The 21,815-nt window shown below is 39.0% G+C and carries 25 protein-coding genes and 2 tRNA genes; 23 read left to right on the plus strand and 4 right to left on the minus strand.

Annotation, left to right across the window (positions count from 1 at the left end):
- Positions 1-14: 14 nt before the first annotated feature.
- From corA to trmB, 3 genes are all read right to left on the minus strand, one after another.
- Positions 15-965: a magnesium/cobalt transporter CorA gene (gene corA / locus ACPEEM_RS11135; RefSeq protein WP_424402171.1), complete on the minus strand. Its 951-nt coding sequence runs from the start codon at positions 963-965 to the stop codon at positions 15-17.
- Positions 966-1,370: 405 nt separating this feature from the next.
- A complete protein-coding gene (locus ACPEEM_RS11140) occupies positions 1,371-1,715 on the minus strand; it encodes a YggL family protein (protein WP_424402172.1) in 345 nt (114 codons plus the stop codon).
- An 84-nt stretch (positions 1,716-1,799) separates the two neighbouring features.
- Entirely contained in the window at positions 1,800-2,567 is a 768-nt protein-coding gene (gene trmB, locus ACPEEM_RS11145; protein ID WP_424402173.1) for a tRNA (guanosine(46)-N7)-methyltransferase TrmB, read from the minus strand.
- A 118-nt stretch (positions 2,568-2,685) separates the two neighbouring features.
- Here trmB and ACPEEM_RS11150 point away from each other — a divergent pair, with 118 nt between their 5' ends.
- From ACPEEM_RS11150 to ACPEEM_RS11230, 17 genes are all read left to right on the plus strand, one after another.
- Positions 2,686-3,177, plus strand: coding sequence for a cytochrome b (locus tag ACPEEM_RS11150; RefSeq protein WP_424407038.1), 492 nt, complete (start codon positions 2,686-2,688; stop codon positions 3,175-3,177).
- An 80-nt stretch (positions 3,178-3,257) separates the two neighbouring features.
- Complete coding sequence (gene mutY, locus ACPEEM_RS11155) at positions 3,258-4,376, plus strand: A/G-specific adenine glycosylase (RefSeq protein ID WP_424407040.1); 1,119 nt, start codon at positions 3,258-3,260, stop codon at positions 4,374-4,376.
- On the plus strand, positions 4,369-4,641 hold the full coding sequence (locus ACPEEM_RS11160) for an oxidative damage protection protein (RefSeq protein ID WP_424402176.1): 273 nt from the start codon (positions 4,369-4,371) through the stop codon (positions 4,639-4,641). Before mutY ends, ACPEEM_RS11160 begins: the two co-directional genes overlap by 8 nt.
- 6 nt (positions 4,642-4,647) lie before the next feature.
- Positions 4,648-5,727, plus strand: coding sequence for a membrane-bound lytic murein transglycosylase MltC (gene mltC / locus ACPEEM_RS11165; protein ID WP_424402177.1), 1,080 nt, complete (start codon positions 4,648-4,650; stop codon positions 5,725-5,727).
- Positions 5,728-5,946: 219 nt separating this feature from the next.
- Positions 5,947-6,022: transfer RNA gene (locus tag ACPEEM_RS11170), tRNA-Phe, on the plus strand.
- A gap of 22 nt (positions 6,023-6,044) precedes the next feature.
- Positions 6,045-6,120, plus strand: a tRNA-Asn gene (locus ACPEEM_RS11175).
- Between the two features lie 111 nt (positions 6,121-6,231).
- On the plus strand, positions 6,232-7,071 hold the full coding sequence (locus ACPEEM_RS11180) for a ParA family protein (RefSeq protein WP_424407042.1): 840 nt from the start codon (positions 6,232-6,234) through the stop codon (positions 7,069-7,071).
- On the plus strand, positions 7,064-8,437 hold the full coding sequence (gene dnaB, locus ACPEEM_RS11185; protein WP_424407044.1) for a replicative DNA helicase: 1,374 nt from the start codon (positions 7,064-7,066) through the stop codon (positions 8,435-8,437). Before ACPEEM_RS11180 ends, dnaB begins: the two co-directional genes overlap by 8 nt.
- A complete protein-coding gene (locus ACPEEM_RS11190) occupies positions 8,430-10,130 on the plus strand; it encodes a ParB family protein (RefSeq protein WP_424407046.1) in 1,701 nt (566 codons plus the stop codon). The genes dnaB and ACPEEM_RS11190 overlap by 8 nt, the downstream gene beginning before the upstream one ends.
- 10 nt (positions 10,131-10,140) lie before the next feature.
- On the plus strand, positions 10,141-10,692 hold the full coding sequence (locus ACPEEM_RS11195; RefSeq protein ID WP_424407048.1) for a DUF2857 domain-containing protein: 552 nt from the start codon (positions 10,141-10,143) through the stop codon (positions 10,690-10,692).
- Positions 10,693-10,849: 157 nt separating this feature from the next.
- The gene (locus tag ACPEEM_RS11200) at positions 10,850-11,995 is read left to right on the plus strand and encodes an STY4528 family pathogenicity island replication protein (RefSeq protein ID WP_424407050.1); all 1,146 of its coding nucleotides are present in this window, start codon (positions 10,850-10,852) and stop codon (positions 11,993-11,995) included.
- A gap of 143 nt (positions 11,996-12,138) precedes the next feature.
- Positions 12,139-12,891 carry a PFL_4669 family integrating conjugative element protein gene (locus tag ACPEEM_RS11205; RefSeq protein ID WP_424407052.1) on the plus strand — a complete coding sequence of 251 codons (753 nt, stop codon included), beginning with the start codon at positions 12,139-12,141 and terminating at the stop codon, positions 12,889-12,891.
- A 45-nt stretch (positions 12,892-12,936) separates the two neighbouring features.
- The gene (locus ACPEEM_RS11210; RefSeq protein WP_424407054.1) at positions 12,937-13,431 is read left to right on the plus strand and encodes a DUF3158 family protein; all 495 of its coding nucleotides are present in this window, start codon (positions 12,937-12,939) and stop codon (positions 13,429-13,431) included.
- A 508-nt stretch (positions 13,432-13,939) separates the two neighbouring features.
- Positions 13,940-14,131 carry a hypothetical protein gene (locus ACPEEM_RS11215; protein ID WP_424407056.1) on the plus strand — a complete coding sequence of 64 codons (192 nt, stop codon included), beginning with the start codon at positions 13,940-13,942 and terminating at the stop codon, positions 14,129-14,131.
- 21 nt (positions 14,132-14,152) lie between these two features.
- Positions 14,153-14,632, plus strand: coding sequence for a single-stranded DNA-binding protein (gene ssb / locus ACPEEM_RS11220; protein WP_424407058.1), 480 nt, complete (start codon positions 14,153-14,155; stop codon positions 14,630-14,632).
- A gap of 139 nt (positions 14,633-14,771) precedes the next feature.
- A complete protein-coding gene (locus tag ACPEEM_RS11225; RefSeq protein WP_424407060.1) occupies positions 14,772-15,242 on the plus strand; it encodes a hypothetical protein in 471 nt (156 codons plus the stop codon).
- Between the two features lie 151 nt (positions 15,243-15,393).
- Positions 15,394-16,299: a hypothetical protein gene (locus ACPEEM_RS11230; protein WP_424407062.1), complete on the plus strand. Its 906-nt coding sequence runs from the start codon at positions 15,394-15,396 to the stop codon at positions 16,297-16,299.
- Here ACPEEM_RS11230 and ACPEEM_RS11235 read toward each other — a convergent pair.
- Entirely contained in the window at positions 16,286-16,522 is a 237-nt protein-coding gene (locus ACPEEM_RS11235; RefSeq protein ID WP_424407064.1) for a hypothetical protein, read from the minus strand. The two genes, ACPEEM_RS11230 and ACPEEM_RS11235, sit on opposite strands and share 14 nt — an antisense overlap.
- 248 nt (positions 16,523-16,770) lie before the next feature.
- On the opposite strand from ACPEEM_RS11235, the gene ACPEEM_RS11240 reads away from it, so the two are divergent.
- The 6 genes from ACPEEM_RS11240 (at position 16,771) to ACPEEM_RS11265 (ending at position 21,778) form a co-directional block, all read left to right on the plus strand.
- Positions 16,771-18,807, plus strand: coding sequence for a DNA topoisomerase III (locus ACPEEM_RS11240; protein WP_424407066.1), 2,037 nt, complete (start codon positions 16,771-16,773; stop codon positions 18,805-18,807).
- 753 nt (positions 18,808-19,560) lie between these two features.
- Positions 19,561-20,004 carry an STY4534 family ICE replication protein gene (locus ACPEEM_RS11245; protein ID WP_424407068.1) on the plus strand — a complete coding sequence of 148 codons (444 nt, stop codon included), beginning with the start codon at positions 19,561-19,563 and terminating at the stop codon, positions 20,002-20,004.
- A 152-nt stretch (positions 20,005-20,156) separates the two neighbouring features.
- Positions 20,157-20,423, plus strand: coding sequence for a hypothetical protein (locus ACPEEM_RS11250; protein ID WP_424407070.1), 267 nt, complete (start codon positions 20,157-20,159; stop codon positions 20,421-20,423).
- A gap of 82 nt (positions 20,424-20,505) precedes the next feature.
- A complete protein-coding gene (locus tag ACPEEM_RS11255) occupies positions 20,506-20,709 on the plus strand; it encodes a hypothetical protein (protein WP_424407072.1) in 204 nt (67 codons plus the stop codon).
- Between the two features lie 80 nt (positions 20,710-20,789).
- Entirely contained in the window at positions 20,790-21,437 is a 648-nt protein-coding gene (locus tag ACPEEM_RS11260; protein WP_424407074.1) for a DUF3560 domain-containing protein, read from the plus strand.
- 2 nt (positions 21,438-21,439) lie between these two features.
- Positions 21,440-21,778 (plus strand): hypothetical protein, encoded by a 339-nt coding sequence (locus tag ACPEEM_RS11265; RefSeq protein WP_424407076.1) that lies wholly within the window; start codon positions 21,440-21,442, stop codon positions 21,776-21,778.
- Positions 21,779-21,815: the final 37 nt, after the last annotated feature.

Consider the following 21,815-nt stretch of genomic DNA (forward strand, 5'->3'; position numbering starts at 1 on the left):
CTTTTTTCCTTAAATTAGAGCCAACCTTTTCGTTTGAAATACCAATAAGGTGCAAATGCGGCGAGTGCCATGAGTCCTAACGCCATGGGGTAACCAAATTTGAAGCCTAATTCTGGCATAATCTCGAAGTTCATACCATAGTTAGAGGCGACTAATGTTGGTGGAAGGAAAATGACCGAGACCACCGAGAAGATTTTGATGATGCGATTTTGTTCAATGCTAATGAAACCCATTGCCGCTTGCATCAGAAAGTTGACACGTTGGAAAAGTGATTCGTTATGCGGTTGGAGGGATTCAATGTCGCGTAAAATTTCACGAGCCTGTTCTAACTGATTGGCAGGTAAACGTGTTTTACGCACCAAGAAACTTAATGCTCGTTGAGTATCCATCAAGCATAAGCGGACTTTGGAGCTGGTATCTTCTTGTTCGGTTAACGTGGAGAGTGCCTCATCAAAGGCTTCGCCTTGTTTACCATCTAAAATGACACGGCTTAATTTTTCTAAATCGGAATACACCGTTTCAATGACATCAGCTAATTGCTCAATTTTGGTTTCAAATAAGTCGAGCAAAACCTCATAAGCATTACATTCGACCAAACGTTGGCTACGGGAACGCATACGATAGAGACGGAAAGCAGGTAACTCACGATCTCGTAACGTAAATAGACGCCCATCACGAATGGTAAACGCAACACTGGCTAAGTCCGCATAATCTTCTTCGTCTTCGCAATAAAAGAAAGAGTGAAGGTGTAAACCGTCTTCATCTTCAAAGAAACGAGCAGATGCTTCGATATCTTCTAATTCAAGAAATGTGGCAAGGCTTTGTCCTAAGCCTTCTTGTAAAATTTCACGCTCTTCACTGCTTGGTTCAACAAGATCAAGCCAAATCGCAGAACTTAATTCTGCATTGGCATGTTCATCAATGCGAACAAGGCGAGCGTCTTCAAGTGCAAATGCATTAATCATTTTGTCATACTCCTTTACTGGATTATGAACAACGCTATGAACAAAAGAAATCAAACGAAATCTTTATTGAAAAAGAAGTCAAAAGTGCGGTTGGTTTTATTCATTTTCTGATTTGTTTGATTAGGGTTATTGATACTTCAATGACCTAAAAAAAGATGCCGAATAAAGTAGGAGTAGACAGGATCTATCAGCGAACCCTCGCCGATATTGATGAGATGGCGAAAGTTACAGTAAAAACTCCATTCGGTATCGACTGTGACTGTCCAAAGTGTGTGTCCTCATGTTACTAAATCGGGGCGAATCTTACGCTTCAAAGCTTGATTCGTCAAGATCTTATGCTTATGAAAGAGGAATTATTGCGAGCAAAAAAAGGCGAACTGTAAAGAATTCGCCTTGTTGAATGAATTAAGCTTCTTTTGTTGGGTATTCCCACCAAATATCAAATAATGGGCTGAGCTCAATTTGTTGTAAGCCGTTTTGTTCTAACCATTCTTTCACTAAGGTGCGGTGATTTTCATCACATTTACCTAAAGCTTCTAAACACACTAAACCTTCCCAATGTAAGTAACCACTGCCTTCATAAGCAAGACCATTTGGTTGGATTACCTCACGAATAAAGCGATCAACCACTTCATCAATTGTCTCGATGGCAGTGCCTTGTGCAAATTGCCAGTTTACCAAGAAACCGAGCTCTTGGAATTCAGCAAGATGCATTTTTTTACGTTGTCTTTTGTTACGTTTAATCGCCATTTTCGATTCTCCTCTCTGTTGGCTATAAAATTCTGTTTGGCAAATTGTGCCACGATATGCGGTGAAAAGTGCGGTCTGTTTTTTTTATTTTTTGATGTAATACAGATCCCACACGCCATGCCCTAAACGATGACCACGTTGTTCAAATTTGGTCAGTGGGCGAAAATCTGGGCGAGGAATGTAATCATCGGTTGCAGAGGTATTATGTAAGCCCTCCGCTTGTTGCAACACCGCTAACATATGTTCGGCATAATTTTCCCAGTCGGTTGCCATGTGGATAAACCCCCCTTGAGTAAGCTTTTGGGTGATGCTATCCACAAATTGGGGCTGGACAATTCGGCGTTTGTGGTGTTTCGCTTTGTGCCATGGATCGGGGAAGAACAGTTGCAACCCGCCTAAACTGCCATTTTGAATGCAGTCACGCAAAATTTCAGTGGCGTCATGACAAATCACACGTAAGTTTTTCACCTCGTGGGCAACGGCGGCTGCAATACAAGCCCCTACACCCGGGGTGTGTACTTCAATGCCTAAATAATTGCGATCGGGATTTTGTTTTGCCATTTCCACTAATGAATGTCCCATACCAAATCCAATTTCGAGCACAACGGGATTGGTATTGCCATAAATGCTTGGGAAATCAAAAGGTTCGGTTTGATGTTCTAAACCATAAAATCCCCAATGTTGATTCATGGCATTTTTTTGAAATTCGCTCAAACGCCCTGTGCGTAACACAAAGCTACGGACTTTACGTTTATAACGCCCCTCTTCGGTAAATTCTGCTACTTCGACGGTTTTCCGTTTTTGGTCAGCAAAGGTGGGTAATTTATCGGATTCTTGCTTATTCAATGACATACTTTTTGTTTATAATGACACAATTTGCTGCGAATTATACGGCTTTTGTCAGAAAACACCAAATTTGTCGGTGTGAGATGACGGTGTTGTTTGAATTTATGTTGGAAAGGAATGTGAGATGGCTCAAAAATATCCAAAACCCATGATTATCATACATTGGTTGACCTTATTGCTGGTGTTAATCGCCTATTTTACGGGCGATTATCCGCCTGCAGATGGTGTAGTGGGGGAAATTCATGTGGCAAGTGGCATGAGTCTGGTACTTTTGTTGGTTTTGCGTTTAGGAATGCGGTGGTACTATCGTCAGCAATTGCCTGTGCATCATTTGCCCCCTTTACTACGTCTATCGGCTCATGCTATGCAAATATTACTTTATCTCTGCTTGTTATTCACACCAATTGTGGGCTATTTAACCTTGATTGCCGATGTGGAGGATTTCATGGTATTTGGCATGGGCTTACCTTATTTTCATTTTTCCCTCTCTTTAGGGAACGCTCATGAGATGTTAGCTAATGGCTTTATTGCCCTATCGGGATTGCACGCCACCGCTGCATTGTTTCACCATGTTGTGTTGAAAGATCATGTATTGAAAAGTATGTCGCCACATTAGTGGTGTTATCGTAAAAGTGCGGTCATTTTTTTCTTTTTTTTAACTATGAACCGCCCCTGTTTTCGGATTTATCATTTATTATGCTTGCTCAATCTTCCCCTGAAGCACCTTTTGCTCATGCCGTGTTAACGTGGTATGACAAATTCGGTCGCAAACAGTTGCCTTGGCAACAAAATAAAACCCTATATGGTGTTTGGTTATCAGAAGTGATGTTACAGCAAACACAGGTTGCCACCGTGATACCTTATTTTGAACGTTTTATCCAAACCTTTCCCAATGTAACCGCACTGGCGAACGCCCCTTTAGACGAGGTGCTACATTTGTGGACAGGGCTTGGCTACTATGCACGGGCGAGAAATTTACACAAAGCGGCTCAAACCATTCGAGATCAATATGCGGGGGAATTTCCCACAGACTTTGAACAGGTGTGGGCACTCACGGGGATTGGGCGTAGTACCGCAGGAGCGGTGCTGTCTTCTTGTTTAGATGCCCCTTATCCGATTTTAGATGGCAATGTAAAACGGGTGCTGGCTCGCTATTTTGCCGTGTCTGGCTGGCCAGGTGAGAAATCCGTAGAAAATCAATTATGGCAATACAGTGAGCAAGTAACGCCCACAAAACAGGTGGCAAATTTTAATCAAGCGATGATGGATCTCGGGGCGATGGTTTGTACCCGTTCAAAACCCAAATGTGATCTTTGCCCTTTACGTCAAGATTGCCAAGCGAACTTGCAACACAACTGGCAGAATTACCCTGGCAAAAAACCGAAAAAAACACTGCCTGAACGTGAAAGTTATTTTTTGATTTTAAATGCCGATGGCAAAGTCGCTTTATCACAACGTGAAAATACGGGGCTTTGGGGAGGATTGTATTGTTTTCCTCAGTTTGATACCAAGTCTGCCTTGCTGGCGTTTTTAAGTGAGCAAGGGATTGACGAATATCAAGAATGGACGGCATTTCGCCATACCTTTAGCCACTTTCATTTAGATATTTACCCGATTTATGCAGAAGTGGATCGGCGTGAATGGGATGCGGATCGCACCGAGTGGAAAAAAGTGGCAGAAAATAAGTGTGGCAATGAATCAAATGTATTCAGTGTGGTCAAATATTGGTATGATCCGCGAAATCCAGAACAAATTGGACTGGCAACGCCAGTAAAGAATTTATTAACACAATTTATAAGGAATTATTATGGCTAGAACCGTATTCTGTGAATATCTTAAACGAGAGGCTGATGGTTTAGATTTTCAGTTGTATCCCGGTGAATTAGGAAAACGTATTTTTGATTCGATCAGCAAACAAGCATGGGGTGAGTGGATGAAAAAACAAACCATGTTAGTGAATGAGAAAAAATTGAATATGATGAATCCAGAACATCGCAAATTACTTGAGCAAGAAATGGTGAATTTTTTGTTTGAAGGAAAAGATGTACATATTGAAGGCTATGTTCCTCCAGCGGAATAATGAACCATGAAAAAATATCTTATCTGTGCCTTAATTCCTTTTCTGTTTGCTTGTGGCAGCAGCCATCAACATAAAAAGTACAATCCTTTTGATGAGGCTTTCGCCAAAGATACCCGTGGTTTAGATATTTTAACAGGGCAATTTTCCCATAATATCGACCGAATCTGGGGGGTCAATGAATTATTGGTGGCAAGTCGAAAAGACTATGTGAAATATACCGATCGTTTTTATACCCGCAGCCATGTGAGCTTTGATGAAGGGGTGATTACCATTGAAACACAAAGCGATGCGGGTCATTTGCATAATGCCATTGTGCATACGTTATTAATGGGCTCGGATGCAAATGGGATCGATCTCTTTGCCTCTGGTGATGTGCCGATTAGCTCACGCCCGTTCCTTGTAGGGCAGGTGATTGACCATTTAGGCGGGTCTATCACCAATACGGCGGTTGCAGGTAATTTTGCGAATTATCTCTTGCAGAATAAATTACAAAGCCGTCGTTTGAGTAACGGGAATACTGTGCAATATGTGGTGATTCCAATGATCGCCAATCACGTTGCCGTGCGTGCACAGAAATATTTACCTTTAGTGCGTAAAATGGCACGTCGCTACAATATGGATGAAAGCTTGATTTTAGGCATTATGCAAACTGAATCAAGTTTTAACCCTTACGCCATTAGTTATGCCAATGCTATCGGCTTAATGCAAGTGGTGCCACATACTGCAGGGCGAGATATTTTCCAACTAAAAGGGCAAGGGGGACAGCCGTCAAAATCCTATTTATTTGATCCTGAGAAAAATATTGATGCTGGCGTGTCTTATTTGTGGTTACTGCAAAATAAATATTTAGACGGTATCAGCAATCCTACCTCAAAACGTTTTGCAATGATTTCTGCTTATAACAGTGGGGCGGGAGCGGTGTTAAGAGTATTTGATGAAGATAAATTGATGGCAGTAGAAAAAATTAATAATTTATATCCTGAGCAAGTCTATCGTATTTTGACTACGCAACACCCTTCGGCACAAGCAAGAAATTATTTATTGAAGGTGGATCAAGCCCAAAAAAGTTATCGTGTGAGACGATAATTTATCTTGCTGAATAAAAAATGCTCGTTTCATCTTTTGGGATAACGAGCATTTTTCTTTGTAACTTTTCACTAAAAAATATAAAAAAATGCGTAATTTGTGTTATTTTTATGCTTTTCGTTTGTTAAATATCCAACCGAATAAAAAAATGCAATTTTTTTTAAATTAGGTGTTGACTTAAACCTGAAAAAAACGTTTAATACGCACCACTGATGAGTTGCCTCGATAGCTCAGTCGGTAGAGCAGGGGATTGAAAATCCCCGTGTCGGTGGTTCGATTCCGCCTCGAGGCACCATTCATTGAATCGTAAAATCTACTCCTCCTTAGTTCAGTCGGTAGAACGGTGGACTGTTAATCCATATGTCGCTGGTTCAAGTCCAGCAGGAGGAGCCAATCTTACAAGATTGAACATCATAATTTTTTTATTAAAGATCTATATAAAACATTTAGTTTGTCCTCCTAGTCGATACTTAATTAACCTATCTTTGTTAAGAGAGTATCGAAATGAAAAATCAAAATCTATCTCAAAAACCATTCATTATCACCATTGCTTCAACTAAGGGCGGATCTGCAAAGAGTACCAATGCGGCGAATATTGGTGCATTTTGTGCTGATCATGGCTTAAAAACCCTTTTGATTGATACTGATACCCAACCCACATTAAGTGCGTACTTTGCTTTGGAATATACTGCACCAGGCGGTATTCACGAATTTTTGACCTACCAAGATATTGAGCCAAGCCATATCATATCGAAAACAACCCTACCTAATTTAGATTTAATCCAATCAAATGATCCGACAAATAATGTTAGTCAAATGCTTCGCAACGCACCGGACGGGGCTATTCGGTTCAGTTTTTTATTGAGAAAACTCCAAGGCTATGATGTGATTATCGTCGATACACGGGGAACGCGAGATATTACCGTCGATATGTCGGTGCTTGCCGCAGATCTTCTATTTTGTCCTATTCTTCCGCACATTTTATCGGCAAAAGAATTTATTCGCGGTACAATCGGAATGTACCAAGAACTTCAAACCTTTGAAGCTTTTGGGTTTAAACTCCCACCGCTAAAAGCTGTACCGAATTGTGTTGATCACACAAACGATGTCAAATTTGTGCTTGAGCATCTCTATCAATTATTTGAACAAAATCTTGGTAAAGATAAAACGCTCTTAGATTTCCATATTCCAGATAAAGTTGCCTATCGTGAAGCAGCAACCTATTCTTTGCCAGTTTATCGGCACAGTAAAGCCGAATATCACGTCATTCAATCACTTTGTTCCCTGTTATTACCTCAATTTACTCATCAATTTACACGAGGTTTAGGAGGCAACAATGCGTAATGCTAAAAATGATTTACCTGAATTATATTCATTAGAGGCAGAAAGTGCAGTCATTGGTAGCCTATTGCTTAATCCAAAATGTTTTGATGATGTTGAACCTATTCTTCAATCACAAGATTTCTATTTGGTTCACCATCGCTACATTTTTGAAGCGATTAGCGTATTTGCACATAACAACAAAGCGATTGATATCCTCACCCTTTCCGAATATTTCAAAGAAAAAGGCATATTAGATGAAATGGGGGGATTAGCTTATCTTGCTGAAATGGTGAAGAACACGCCCTCTAGCTTCAATGTGGAAGCTTATGCCAAGGTTGTTCGACAGTACAGTAAGCAGCGCCAATTTCTTGCGTTAGGGAAATTCATCATTAGTGAGGTGGGGCAACCTAAAAATTCCGAGCAGCTAGATGGATTAGCGGAAAAAATTGAAAAACAGTACACCGATATTGTTTTGAGTCAGACCGATAAAAGTGCGGCTGATTTAGCGGATATCTTTAACAAAATGTTTATCAAAATGGAAAAGTCGGCACTCAATGCCGATCCAGTCACAGGTACTCCACTTGGCATTCAAACCATTGATACATTGACTACGGGGGGACAAGCTGGGGAACTAATCATCATTGCTGCTCGTCCGGCAATGGGTAAAACAGCATTATCTCTAACAGCTGCTGCTAATATTTTAGAAAAGCTCACTGATCGACCTGTTTTTTATTTCAGTCAGGAAATGCCAGCAGACCAACTACTACAACGTTTTATGGCAATGAAATCCCGGGTCAGCTTACAAAAAATTCGACATGCAACGGAATTAGAGGATGGAGATTGGGGAAAAATTGCTAATGCAGTGCAATATATTCAGCAAAATTGGACCAACCGTCTGATTATTGATGATGAAGGTGCGTTAACTGTGCAACGGTTACGCAGTAAAGTACGTCAATATAGCCGTCAATATGGACAACCTGTTGCTATTTTTATTGATTACTTACAATTAATGCGTAGCACGGGCAAGCAAGAAAATCGTCATCTAGAAATTACCCAAATTTCCGGTGCATTAAAGGCATTAGCGAAAGAGTTGGAATGTCCTATTTATGCACTATCCCAATTAAATAGAAGCTTGGAGCAACGAGTTAATAAACGCCCAGTCAATTCAGATTTACGCGAATCTGGTTCGTTAGAGCAAGATGCGGATGTGATTTTATTTATCTATCGTGATGAGGTCTATTACCCAGAAAGTGAAGCGAAAGGTTTGGCTGAAATTATCATTGGTAAGCAACGTAATGGTCCTTTAGGTAAGACGGAATGCCGTTTCTACGGTGAATTTAGCTTATTTGAGAATGAAACGAATTTAACAGGATATCACTATGAGTAGTAAGAATAAAAAACTCACCGATGCTATTGCACGAAACTTAAATGTTGTCCCAATGACGAATTCTTCGCCCTCTTACACAGCGGCAACGGCAACCCATTATCCAGCGACCTCACAATATATTACGGTCACACTAGATAAATTACGTCCTTATGAACATAACCCTCGGAAAACCCGTAACCCTAACTTTGAAATGATTAAGGAATCTATCCGCCGTCGTGGGTTAGATCATAAACCGAACATCACGCAACGTCCGGGCGAGCCGTTTTATATTATCGCTGACGGTGGCAATACGCGTATTCAAGCCTTAAAAGAGCTTTTTAATGAAACCCAAGAGCAGCGCTTTTGGTCGATTGAATGCCAGTTCAAACCTTGGAAAGGCGACACCGCAGATAGTGTGGAAGCCGAACTTGATTTACTTATTGGGCATCTTATCGAAAACGATACCCGAGCGGATTTAACCTTTATTGAGAAAGCCTTGGGCATTCAGCAAGCAAAGGAATATTACGAGAAAAAATTAGATCGAGAGTTATCTTCTAGAGAACTATCATCTGAATTAGAAAATGATGGATATATTATATCGCATACATTAGTTGCCAAAATGGAAAAATGCGTTGTAACTCTTTATCCATATATTCCAAATGTTCTTTTTAATGGATTAGGTCACAGTCCTATTGATAAGCTCTTATCCATTCGTAGCAATGCTCTAGAAGTCTGGCAACAATATCAATTTGAGACTGATATTACCTTTGAAGCTATTTGGGAAAATAGTTTATCCCGTTGTAATGATGATAATCCGTTTAATGTGAAAACCTTTCAAGATGCACTGATCAATGAGATGACCGATGCGTTAGAAGGGAAAGTCAGTTATGAAATGTTGTATATGGAAGTGGATCTTGATGAGCGTAAGTTCCAGAAGCTCGCCAAAAAGCAACGGGAAATTGATGATCAAACCAAACATAGCCAACAGGATGTGGAAAAGTTTCATCAACAGCAATTAGACAAAACACAAGCTGAAGAAACCTCTAACAGTAAATCATCAACGGCTGTGACGTCGCCGTATGCCGAAGAATCTACTACGCCGAGTGAAGATGAACATTCTCAGACACCAGAAAATCCTGAAAAAAATGACCGCACTTTACAGACTGAATCAGTGCCTCATTTTCTTAATACTGAATCAAATCAAGCGGTTTCTGATGTTGAGCCAGTCAATAACCTTGCCCAACAGTTTGCTCAAAATTATGGAATTACACCTGGAATGAGTATTCAAGCCCAGCGTGAACAACAAGCAGTAGCGAATGGCTTGGAATTTGCTTGTGTTGGGCGACAACCTGTCGCCGATATTTGGCAAATCTACCCAAGCCGTCAGCATAAAGCAGAAGCCTATTCACTTGCTCTTGATATTGCCGAAGTGTTTGGTTTAGAGGAGTTAGTCGAACATATTGTCAAAGAGCCGGTCGATTATAGCTTTCAAATGAAAACACCAGATAAAGAGCTAGAAGATGAAACTAGACGATCTATTTACGAATTACTCAGTATGTTGCAAACCCACGATTTGACCTACTCCGATGCTTGTTTTCTAGATACGGTGCTGTTATTAGGTTCTGCGGAACGCGAGCCTAAAATTGATGATACTACCTTGGTTAAGATTTTCCGATTAATCCGTCTTGTTCGTTACTTACGGGCAGCCGTATAAGGGAGGCACTATGCTTGATAATTTAAATAAAGTTATCTTGGATCATATCGTCAACAATATCCGGGAAGGGAATGTGAATACCTGTCATCACCTAGGTTTCTCAACGGCGGAGCTCAGTGAAATTCAACGGCTAAGCATTGACGAGATTTATGATATTGCCCAATCAAAAGTGCCGATAGCGGCAATTAGTATTGATCACAGTGCATTTTGGAAAATGGTCAAAGTGGCACAGGTTAATTCGCAAGAGAGAATGATTATTGATCGAGCCTTATTACTGGGGGCATCAATACAAATGCTCAACACCTATTTTGGATTAAGCACGACCAAAGTCTCAGCTCGGAGAAGTTTATTAGGTATCCGTGAGGAGCCAGGACGAAAAGCTACGGCAACCGATGAACAAAAAAACGAGCTATGGGAATTATGGTGCAAGCATAGAAGCAGTATTCAAAGTTTAGAGTCAATGGAAGGATTGGAGTTGCTAATGCTATTTGCAGAGGAAACCCAAATTAACTTAACAGCAATTTGGCGTGCTATTGAATCTTGGTATCGCAATAAAAAATAACAAAAAATTCCCCCGAGGTGAGTATCAGGCACATCGGGGGATAGAGGGGCAGTATTACTGGTTTCCCTCATTGCCTTTGTTAAGACGCGTAAGCATTATAGCGAAATACCAAGCCAAAACAATGTAAATAATTAAACAAAGGCTTTGGAGAATTAATATGAATATTTTTGAGCAAATAACGACGACGGCCAATACTGAGCAAGGGCTGCTCTTTTTTGGTAACCAGCACGAAACGGTTCCGACTCGATTGCTTTATGATCCGTATCTCACGCCTCGAGCAAAATTTGCTTGGCAATTAATAAAGCATAAAGCGAGAGAGTTTCAAGGGGGATTATTTCCCTCTTATGAGGTATTAGGCAAACTCTTGTCGGATAAGCCCTATATTAATGCAAGCCTGTCACGTAAAACAGTGAGCCAAACCTTATTACTTTTACGCCTTACCCGTTGGTTGACACTCTGTGAAACCCTACGTAATGATCTTGGGCAGATAAAAGGGAATGTTTATTTACTTCATGATGAGCCTATCCCTATTTTAGATGCTATCCAACTGAATGAAGATTATCTCCACTTGTTGCACTCGGCAACCAAGCATAAGGATACAGTGGTACGTGGTGTAGCGATTCATATTGTTGACACTATTTTAGTGGATAAAATTCAGTGGCATTATGTGTCGCATATTGATTGGATGAAAGCCCGCTATCAAGATTATTGTTCTCGAATTGAAAATCAAAAAGACGCTGATTTTAGCTCACTAAACTTAGATACTATTCAGCAAAATTTACTCAGTTCCAATAAGGAACTCTGTTTAAATGGTGGGGAACTCCGTAGAGAAGAATCAGCTAACTCATTGATTTTAGGCTCAGTTCCATCAGGGAACTCTGTGAATCAGTACAAGTACAGTACGGTATTTATAAATAAATACTGTACAGGTACACCGGATGAAATTGACTGGAGATTAAAACTTAGCCCATTTGAAAAGCAAACTGTTGCCAAAGCGATGGAGGGGCTTGATCTTGGGTTATGTCAAGCCATCCTATTTGAAACAGAACAACGGTTAGCGAAAGGTAATGTTAAGAAACCACAAGGCTATTTATTGAGCCTTGTCAGAAAAGCACACTTAGGTAAATTTAATCCGTATTTGCTTGAACAGTATTTGAGCCAATCAACCTCAACAAGCGGAAAATCACCAGCTCAAACGCCTGTGCCAGTACAGACTCAAACCACATACACTGTGCCGACAATGCAACAACGGCAAGCTAGGGCGGAGATGATACGTAGTTTTAGAGAGAGTTTTTTAAACTGATCACAAAATTTAACCACTGTAAATGGGTTTTGCAAAGTACAAAATTTAACCACTGTAAAGGGGCTTTACAAAGTACAAAATTTAACCACTGTAAAGGGGCTTTACAAAGTACAAAATTTAATCATAAGAATAGGAGTGTCATTATGACAGCACCAACCGATAGTCAAAATCAGAAACCAGGTCCGCTACGTAGCACACCGGAGATCACGATTAATTCTCACCACGCCTCTAAATTATGGGTGGGGCGTTTACCGGTTCGCAATGATCAGGGCAAAATTACGCGGGCCGGCATTATTAGTATGCCGAATTGCCTCAGTTTATTGAGTCAGATTCAGAGAGCGGCAACCAATGATGATCCTTATGCTGATGACTATTTACTACGTTTTGAGACAAAAGTATTGGAATACCGTCATCAAATACAGCAGATTATTGATAAGGTCAATTATCTCTATAAAGAACAGATACCTGATTCATTCCATATGGAAAATAGTGTCAGTATTGCACCTGCACGCTACTCTCTTACATTTAATTCTCAGCTAGGCTATCAGTTGATTTTCCTTTTCTTGAAATTTGATGAACTGGCGTGTTCTGTTATGGCTGCTGCACATTTTGCATTGATGAATCGTAAAGATGCCGCAGATTGGATTGAATCTGCTGCAAAACTGATTCGCCAATGTTTCGGGGTTGTTGAAAATTACCGGCATTCAGGTATTACTCGTCGTGATGCGGCAGAGAATAATGCCCGTTATAAAGCAGCAATCAAACGGATGAAATATGAATTGCCACCGGAAATTCTTTCTGGTGAACATCGTGCTAATTTTGCCCCAGTTATAAAAACGCATCAGGTTGAAGCTGAAACAGAAAATGACGGATTGATTGAGAATGGTTCAGAATAAGTGTAAGTCGTAAGGATGGCACAGTTTTATTTGGAAAGTAAAGAAATGAAAAATGAATTAATCTTGGGTGATATGTATCGGAAGCTTGCCGTGCAGACACCGCTTAATTCCGTACTGAAACAATTTTTCAGTGAAATAAAAAATATTGAAGATTGTGAGCAATTACAGCTATCACTCTATCAAATTCGAGAACATTTAATTCAGCAACATCAAGTGATTGTCAACAAATTAAAAAATAGTGATGTTACTAAAGCACTGGGATTTAGGCTAATCCAAGATAAATCTTCCTCTTCCGGTGGACATTTTTTACGCTGGCGTATTACCTTTGGGCAGCAAAAACAGCCAAAGGGCGGTTTAGTTTGGAAAAGTTTGATTGAAGATAGTAGCATTCCGGCAGTTGTTAAAAAGCAGATTGCTCAGATGGAAAAAGAGCGGTTGGTACTAAATATGCAAATGTCGGTGCTTAATACAATGATACGTCAATTAACGGATATGTCAGAAAAATGGCTTGAAGTGGAACAAGCTATGAGAGGTGAATGATTAGAGTAAAATGATGAAATCACAGCAGTTTGTAAGCTCTGGATTTTTGAGTTTGTAACCGTTGGATTTTCACAGTTTGTAATCGTTGGATACAAAAGGCCTTTTAAAGGTAAGGGGACAAGCCCCTTACCTTAACGAAAAAAGCCCCTTCCCATTAAAAAGTAATGTCTTTCTTTAGGAGTAAATAATGAGCAGTGTAAAGATGATGTTTATAGTTTAAATTGATGGTAAAACCATTATTCAGCATCAAATTGAAGAACAATCTGAAAAACGATCTTATTTTTCTCAATAACGTAAGCTAACTAAAGAGATCATAGATAAGATGAATGAATTCCATTCTGGAAGATGGATCTATACAAAACCTTGGGGGGATAAAACGAGTGAAGCACTGTAAGTGTTATTAACAACTTATAATTATTTTATTTATCAAGTGAATTTCCTCTTAAGTCTTCTTCATAATGTATGCACAATCTCCATCAGTTTATTAATTACACAAGGGAACAATATTATGGGAAAAGTGCATATTCATTTTAGTATCAGTATTGATGGAAAGTCTGTGGTTGACTCATCAGTAGAGTACGAAAAAGTTAAATCTCCTTTCAATGAGAATGATGAGAAAAGATTAGCGATTGATGTGCTTAACCAATTAAATCAACTTGAAACTCGAAATCATATCTATGCTGAACATTGGGAAGAATAATTTTTTTAATAAGGAGTGTTTATGGCTAGCGTAAATAAAGTAATTATTATGGGATTCCTTGGTAATGATCCCGAAATTCGTACAATGTCAAATGGAGAAGCGGTTGCGAATATTAGTGTGGCGACAAGTGAGAGTTGGATGGATAAAAATACTGGTGACCGTCGTGAATTAACAGAATGGCACCGTATTGTTTTCTATCGCCGTCAAGCCGAGATCTGTGGCGAATATTTGAAGAAGGGGTCACTAGTTTATGTAGAAGGTCGCTTGCGTACACGTAAATGGCAAGATCAGAACGGTCAAGATCGCTACATAACCGAAATCCAGGGGGATGTGATGAAGATGTTAGGTTCTCGTCCGCAAAATTCAGCACCAGGTCATCAACCTTTTCAACAACAGGCTAGTCAACCCCAGCCAGAACAGCCGATGAATGAGTTTGATGATGATATTCCATTTGCTCCGATTCATCACGGTTATAGTAAACATAGTATCTCCGTAATTTAAATTTTGGGGGAAATATACGATGAGATATCCCTTAGAAACTGATGAAGAAAAGCAAGAAAAATATTAGGTTGTGCTCCACCTAACAGTGTGGTTAAATTATTGCCTCACTTCTTAATTTATACCAATAATGGAGTATTAAATGAAAAAATTTATATTAATCTCATTATGTTTTGCAATAGCCGGCTGTACAGAATTTTCAGCACTTAACCAAAAAGTTGGTGATTGGGCCGGAGAAATAAATAAAATGATAAATGTAGACAATCAAAAATTCGAGGATACAGTAACATCAAAACGAGATATTGATACTCTTTATGTCCGAATAAAACGCAATGTCGGGTTTGAAACAATGGAAGAAATGCTGAAGTGTGACCCAAATCTTGATAAGAATTGTGCGTGGAAGAAAGGTGCTCTTGCACAAGGTGGGTATGTACACGAAAAAACACCTGGGGTCTATTATAGAATGGCTGATTCTTTCGGAAACGAAGGACAGTACTATGTTGATGTTACATTAGAAAAAGAAGGTAAAAACACTCATGTCTTCTGGAAAGTGAGAGGAAACAAAGAGTTTGCCGAGCATATTAAAGCCAAGTTACGAGAAGCGGTTAAATAAAGCCTAACTAGGGTAAGATAAAATACGGTATAGCAACTCTCCAAAGCATTTCCCAGTAAATAATACTTGGGATTTTTTTACTCATAAATAGCTTGAAATGCCTCAATGTGAGCATAAAATGTCGTTATGTTTTGGTAACTAAGGGCTTTCTATGTATATATTTAAACTTCGTCCCGAAGATACAACCTACTATGACATTAATGTTAATACCTTTGAAACAAAAACGGAGAAAAAATTTCCGTATTACCGTTTAAGAGAGAAAACGGATGATGTGTCACAGTTTGCAGTTTGCCCAGCTTGTAATAATCCCATTCAAATTATCGGTTTGTATATAAAGTTGGCTCATACTGATTCGCCATATGGACGGCATTACAGCACATCAATCCCACAACTTGCTGAGTATCAGCAAGACAATTATGATTTTTGCCCACTGAGAAAAGATCGTAAGCCTTATAGCTATGGAGCACGTAAAAGTGGGCTCGACCAGTCTGCAATCAATATTGTTCATATCCTAGTTAATCACTTTGATAAAGTGATTTATTTCATTCGAAAACATATCGGTATATTTATCAGTGATGTCTTAGCTAAGTCTATGTTGCGATACTATTTCACCTCAAAAGGTTACCTGTATCCTGGGGCGACATTGCTGAATGTTCCCTTGATGTTTGCTTACTTCTCAGGAACATACCACCTCAATGGACGAATTATCTTTTCTGAAACACTAAAAAAGCAGCTTTTGGATAAAAAATTGGTGAGATTTGATGGGAAAAAATTGAGTACTTTCAACGATATTTCTTTTTGTTTTAGAAATCATCTTGCAGAATTGGAAGATAGCCACAATTTGACTGAAAAGTTAACCTTTTCGATTGCATTAAAGGAAAAAGATGGGAGTATCAAGAACATCTATTCGCAAGTAATTGAATTTGATCCGATTTATTGTCGACGTCTATTTAATTATACGCCTTTAAATGAAAGCGACGAGCAGAAAGAACACAGTAGGAAACTCATTGATTCTGCTCGTAGTATTGCTGAAGAATTTGGGTTTACGGTAAATTAACCCTTGTTTTAGTTTCGTCCCACCAAGTTTCAGGAAGCGGAGGAATCGCCCCTCGTAACTCTGCAAATTTTAAACACTCTAAGATAGTCGAAATCCCAATAGAAAACTGATGGTAGTTGTCTTGGAGTGCAAACACAATAACTTCATCGCATTGCCTGTAAGCTTTGTTTTTCGCTGAATCAACAAGTTTTGCCTCATTTTGTAACACATTTTCTTTTGTCATCTGGATTTTCCTCTTGTAAATAAATGAGCTAATAATATGTCGCGACATTTATTTACAACATGGAAAAATAAATTCTACTTAGTGAGAAAATAATTAGGATGATAAGGATTGTCTTTTGATATTTTATAGATATCAATTTTAATGTTTATCCAAGTCATAATATCTTCCCTCATAAAATAAAAAACGATTGAGTCAACTTTTTCGAAAAGATTACTATTTTGGATAATGTTTTTTATTGAGGAAATAAAATGAAACTCTTTTTATGTGAAAAACCAAGCCAAGCACGTGATATTGCCAAGGTGCTGGGGGCCACCCAAAAAGGCGAGGGTTACTTATCAACACCTGATGGTGTAACAGTGGTAACTTGGGCAAGAGGGCATTTAGTTGAGCAATTTTCACCAGAACAATATGATCCGACCTTGAAAGATTGGCGATTAGATAGGTTGCCGATTATCCCAACCCAATGGCAGGTTGCTCCTAAAGCGGATACAAAAAAAGAATATAAAACCGTTCTGTCATTGCTTAAAAAAGCTAAATTTGTTGTGATTTCGACAGATATTGATCGTGAGGGAGAGACAATTGCTAGAGAAATGTTAGAGATTGCTAAATATACTGGACCTATTCAGCGTTTGTGGATTACTGGGCTTGATGATATCAGTATTCGTAAGGCATTAAGTCAACTTAAAACTAATGAAGAAACCTTACCGCTTTATTATGCTGGGCTTGCTCGTAGTCGAGCTGATTGGCTTATTGGGATGAATTTATCTCGAATGTTTACCTTACTTGCCCAGCAACAAGGCTATCAGGGTCCCCCTCTTTCTGTTGGTCGGGTACAAAGCCCAACCTTAGCGTTGGTCGTTAATCGAGATAAGGAAATTGCAAATTTTGTTCCGAAATCGCACTATACTTTAATCGTTCAAGTGGCAACAGCCACGTCAGAATATTTTAGGGCAACTTTAATTGTTCCTGAACAATATTGTGATGAAGACGGGCGTTGCTTAGATATATCAGTAATTAATACTGCGGAAAATGCTATTCGCCAGGTGGGAAAAGCACAGGTCAAAAATATTGAAATCAAACGGGAAAAAGAAAGCCCACCTTTATTGTTCACATTAAGCGATTTACAAAGTGAATGTAACCGATTATATGATTTAGGTGCTCAGCAAGTCTTAGATATTGCTCAATCCTTATATGAGAAGCATAAGGCTACAACATATCCACGCACGGATTCTGGCTATCTGCCAGAATCACAATTAATTGAAGTTCCTAAAGTCATTGAAAGCCTAATGAAAGCCGATACTTCACTAACACCATTACGACCCCAGTTAAATTTGTCTCAAAAATCACGAACCTGGAATGATAAAAAAATCACGGCTCATCACGGTATTATTCCGACAACAGGACGAGTTGACATCAGTAAAATGGATGAAAATGAGTTCAAAGTGTATGATTTAATTCGACGTCGTTATCTTGCACAGTTTTTACCGCACATTGAAACCGATAAAACAGTTATTACTTTATCCGCCGGAGGGCAAACGTTAATTGCGAGAGGTCAAGTGGTTATTGCTTCCGGTTGGAAAATATTATTTAGCAAATCCTCACAAGAGGATAACACTGAGAAGCAAAGGCTACCAGCTGTCAATGTTAACCAAATGCTACAAATCATTGATACTGAAGTTAAGTCACTAAAAACCTCACCACCGAGCCATTACACGGAGGGAACGCTATTGACTGCGATGGTCAATGTTGCTCGTTTTGTGAAGGATGAGCGCCTTAAAAAACAATTACGGGAAACGGAGGGATTAGGTACGGAAGCGACGCGAGCCAGTATTATGAAAACCCTTTATGATCGCGGTTATATTAAGAAAAAAGGAAAATCCGTGATTGCAACGGAAGCTGGCATAATGTTGATTGATAATTTACCGACCGTGTTGAAAGATCCTGGGTTGACTGCATTATGGGAACAGGCACTCAATAAAATTGCAGAAGGTCAAATGGGTTTACCTGAATTTATGCAGAAACAAGAACAATTTACACGTCATTTAATTGAAAGGGGTATGCAACAAAAACTGAATATGGGGAATATTGACATTAAGAAATGCCCACAATGTGGTAAGCTGCTTAGAAAAATTAAAGGCGAGAAAGGAGAATTTTGGGGATGCATCAGTTATCCAGATTGCAAATATGTTGAATCAACTACGAAGAAGAAAAAATCAAATGGTAAAAAAACAACTTCCTCAAACCTTTCTCAACAGTTTGCAAATTTGCATCAAATAACCAAATAAATATGGTATGATGATCATATTCAAAAACCGTTTAGCATTGTCGGTTATCAATGCTCAGCCGAAATACCCTTAGCACTCAGAAAGAGGGTTCTGTAATGTAGGAGTGCATCGTTTAACTTTTTTATTTACAAAGTGGTTATTGCTAAGTTTAAATATTATTTATGTCAAAGTAGTATTTAGACTTAGCAATAAATTGCAAACTTCTCTTTGCCGGAGCCCGCCGGTGAAAAAATGGGTGCCCTTTGTATCAATTGAGATGCCATTGTTATACTGGTTAAAGACCACAATGTAGCCAGGTAGATGAGAATGAGATCAACACATTGTAACGAAGATGTAATGATTTCAGATATCAATTTATATTGGTCAATGATTTACAATCATTTTTTTCAGATTGTCATCTAAAAAAGTAAATAAGCCATTAGTGAGGTGATTCATTAATGGCTTATTTGTTTTTTATTATTCTGTTTGAAAATTTAATTTTTCCTATGAATTGCTTGAGTATTGAGATTAAATCTTATCATTAAGTCGCTACTTTGTAGCCCTTAAAAGTTGCAAAACACTTGAAATAGCAACGGACTAACCTGATGTGGTAGTTGTGTTTAACCCAGCCGAAATGTCATCAGCATTCAGAAAGATGGCTCTGTTTTACAGGAATGCTCCCTCATCTCAATCAATTTTAACCCTTGGCGGGAAACATTTTTCCCGTGTTGGGTAAGGATGTTTCTCTGCTTTTTTACAATTAGGAGAAACATTATGTCTACTCAAAATTCACAACAAGCACAATATTTCAATCTTCATACTTCCGGTATTGGTTATCTTAGCGATATTCGTGAAATCAAACCGACAAAAGGGAAAAAAGGAGATTCATATTGGGCTTGTCGTATTGCTGCATTAGTTGGTCCTGCAGACTCAGTGGAATATCGTTTTTTTGATATGAATATTTCCGGAGAAGAAACCGTTCAGTTGATTAAACGCTGTCAAGAAGCAGTTGAGGCGAAGAAAAAAGTCTTAGTTTCATTTGTGATGGGGGATTTACGATATGACACATTCACCTATTCCAAAGACAGTGATTATCACAAAAAAGGGGATACAGGCGTTTCACTGAAAGGACGACTCTTCCGAATCAACTTTATTAAAGTTGATGGGGAGTTGAGATATCAGCTAGAAAAACGTCAAAGTGCAGAACAAGACAATTAATCCCATAAACAACGAAGACCAACAATGATGTTGTTGGTCTTTCTTTTACCTTCCAAAGTGCACTCAAACTTGATCGCACTTTTACCTCTCATTTACCCATTGGGGAAGCCTCCCCATGGATGTTTCCCCTTTATTTTTATAGGAGAAACAAAATGGAAATTAAACTAAACAAGAAAATGTGGGATGCTTGGCTTGAAACATCAGGTAATCAAGCACGATTAGCCTTAGATTTAATTACTGGCTTTCGTCCCGCCGCAGTCTTTTCACTAAAAAAAGAAACCCGCTCTGATTTTGTGCTAACCAACTGCTCAACCGCAGACGCGGAATTGATTGCGGGTATCTCACCAAATGGGGTTCAAATTAAAAGCCGACATAGTAAAAAATTTGTCGAGTTTGATGATCCCATCTGGCGAGGCTAGTCTTTTTATCCTTTTATATTAAACGGAAAAGTACGCTCAAATTTGACCGTATTTTTACATCTCTCCACGGATTTTAGATGCGGTGGATGCATTTAATATCGCCGAAAAATACGATGCCGATTATGTCACAATACCATGGTATTTTTTCCGTGCACCGTCTATTTGCTGTAGCGTATTAAATCGGACTCATCCTTTGGTTAAACTCTATGATAAATATGAATATTTATTTGTCGATATTGAAAAAGCCGAAGGCTATATCAGCTATTCACCGAGAAAGCTGTTTTAGATTAATTTTTTACAACCCTAAAGGGAAATATGTTCCCTTTGGGCGACGTATTTCCCTTCTTTTTACATAGGAGAAATACGATGACAACCAATACTTATGCTAAATTTGCTCCAAACGTCTTTGTTGCAAAATGTTCAAAAGCCCACGAGAAAGGCGACATTATCATCCTGACAAGTCAGCGAGGTAAGGAGACAAAAGTGGAAATCCATAATTTGGTTAAACAAAGTGAGGAGCACTACTTTTATTCTTTTACTCGCTGCGACGGGATGGATAGCCAAAAACGTGCTGAGCAAAAAGTGCAACGCTATCAAGATGCAGCACATAATGCGATGAAACGTAGCCATCAGTTTCTTGAGGCGGCTCAAGAAGGACGGGAGTTTTTGAGTACGGGGGAGCCGATAAAAGTTGGTCACCATAGTGAAAAACGTCATCGAGCACTGCTTGATCGTAATCATCGACGGATGGAAAAATCTGTTGAAGAAATGAAAAAAGCAGAAAGTTACGATGATAAAATCGCTTACTGGGAAAACCGAGCAGGGAAAATTGATTTATCCATGCCGGAGAGTCTCGAATTCTTTCAGTTTGAATTGGCAAAAGCCAAAGAAAAACACCAGGAATTGAAAGACAATCCCGAAAAACGCGAGCATCCTTGTTCGCTCACCTATGCCAAAAAAACCATGAATGAACTTGAGAAAAAAGTGAAATTAGCGGAAGTGCTTTGGGGGTAAATATGTCTTTTAATTATACTGAAGATACTTCTCCAACACTTGCTGATTGGGAAGTTATTTTGAATGCTTTTAATTGTAATATCAGCGAAGATGAAGTTTGGGAAATTGCACGTCAATATAGTGACATACCTCATTTCGGCAATATCTATCAGAATCTCGTTCTTAATAGGCTTAAGCTGCTGTTTTGGCAATTAATTGAGTTAGAGGAAGGAGAGATAGATATTAATATCAATTATGATATTAATGCTCGTAGCTCTTACTTTTATATCGAAGGTGATTGTATTTACAACGAGTCAGATTTTCTAAATAAAGTAGACTCAATTAAAGCCATGCTGATATGACCGATTATTTGGAAATAAGTATTTTTTCACACTTTAC

It is taken from the genome of Pasteurella pantherarum, from assembly GCF_049670885.1.
Lineage (GTDB): Bacteria > Pseudomonadota > Gammaproteobacteria > Enterobacterales > Pasteurellaceae > Pasteurella.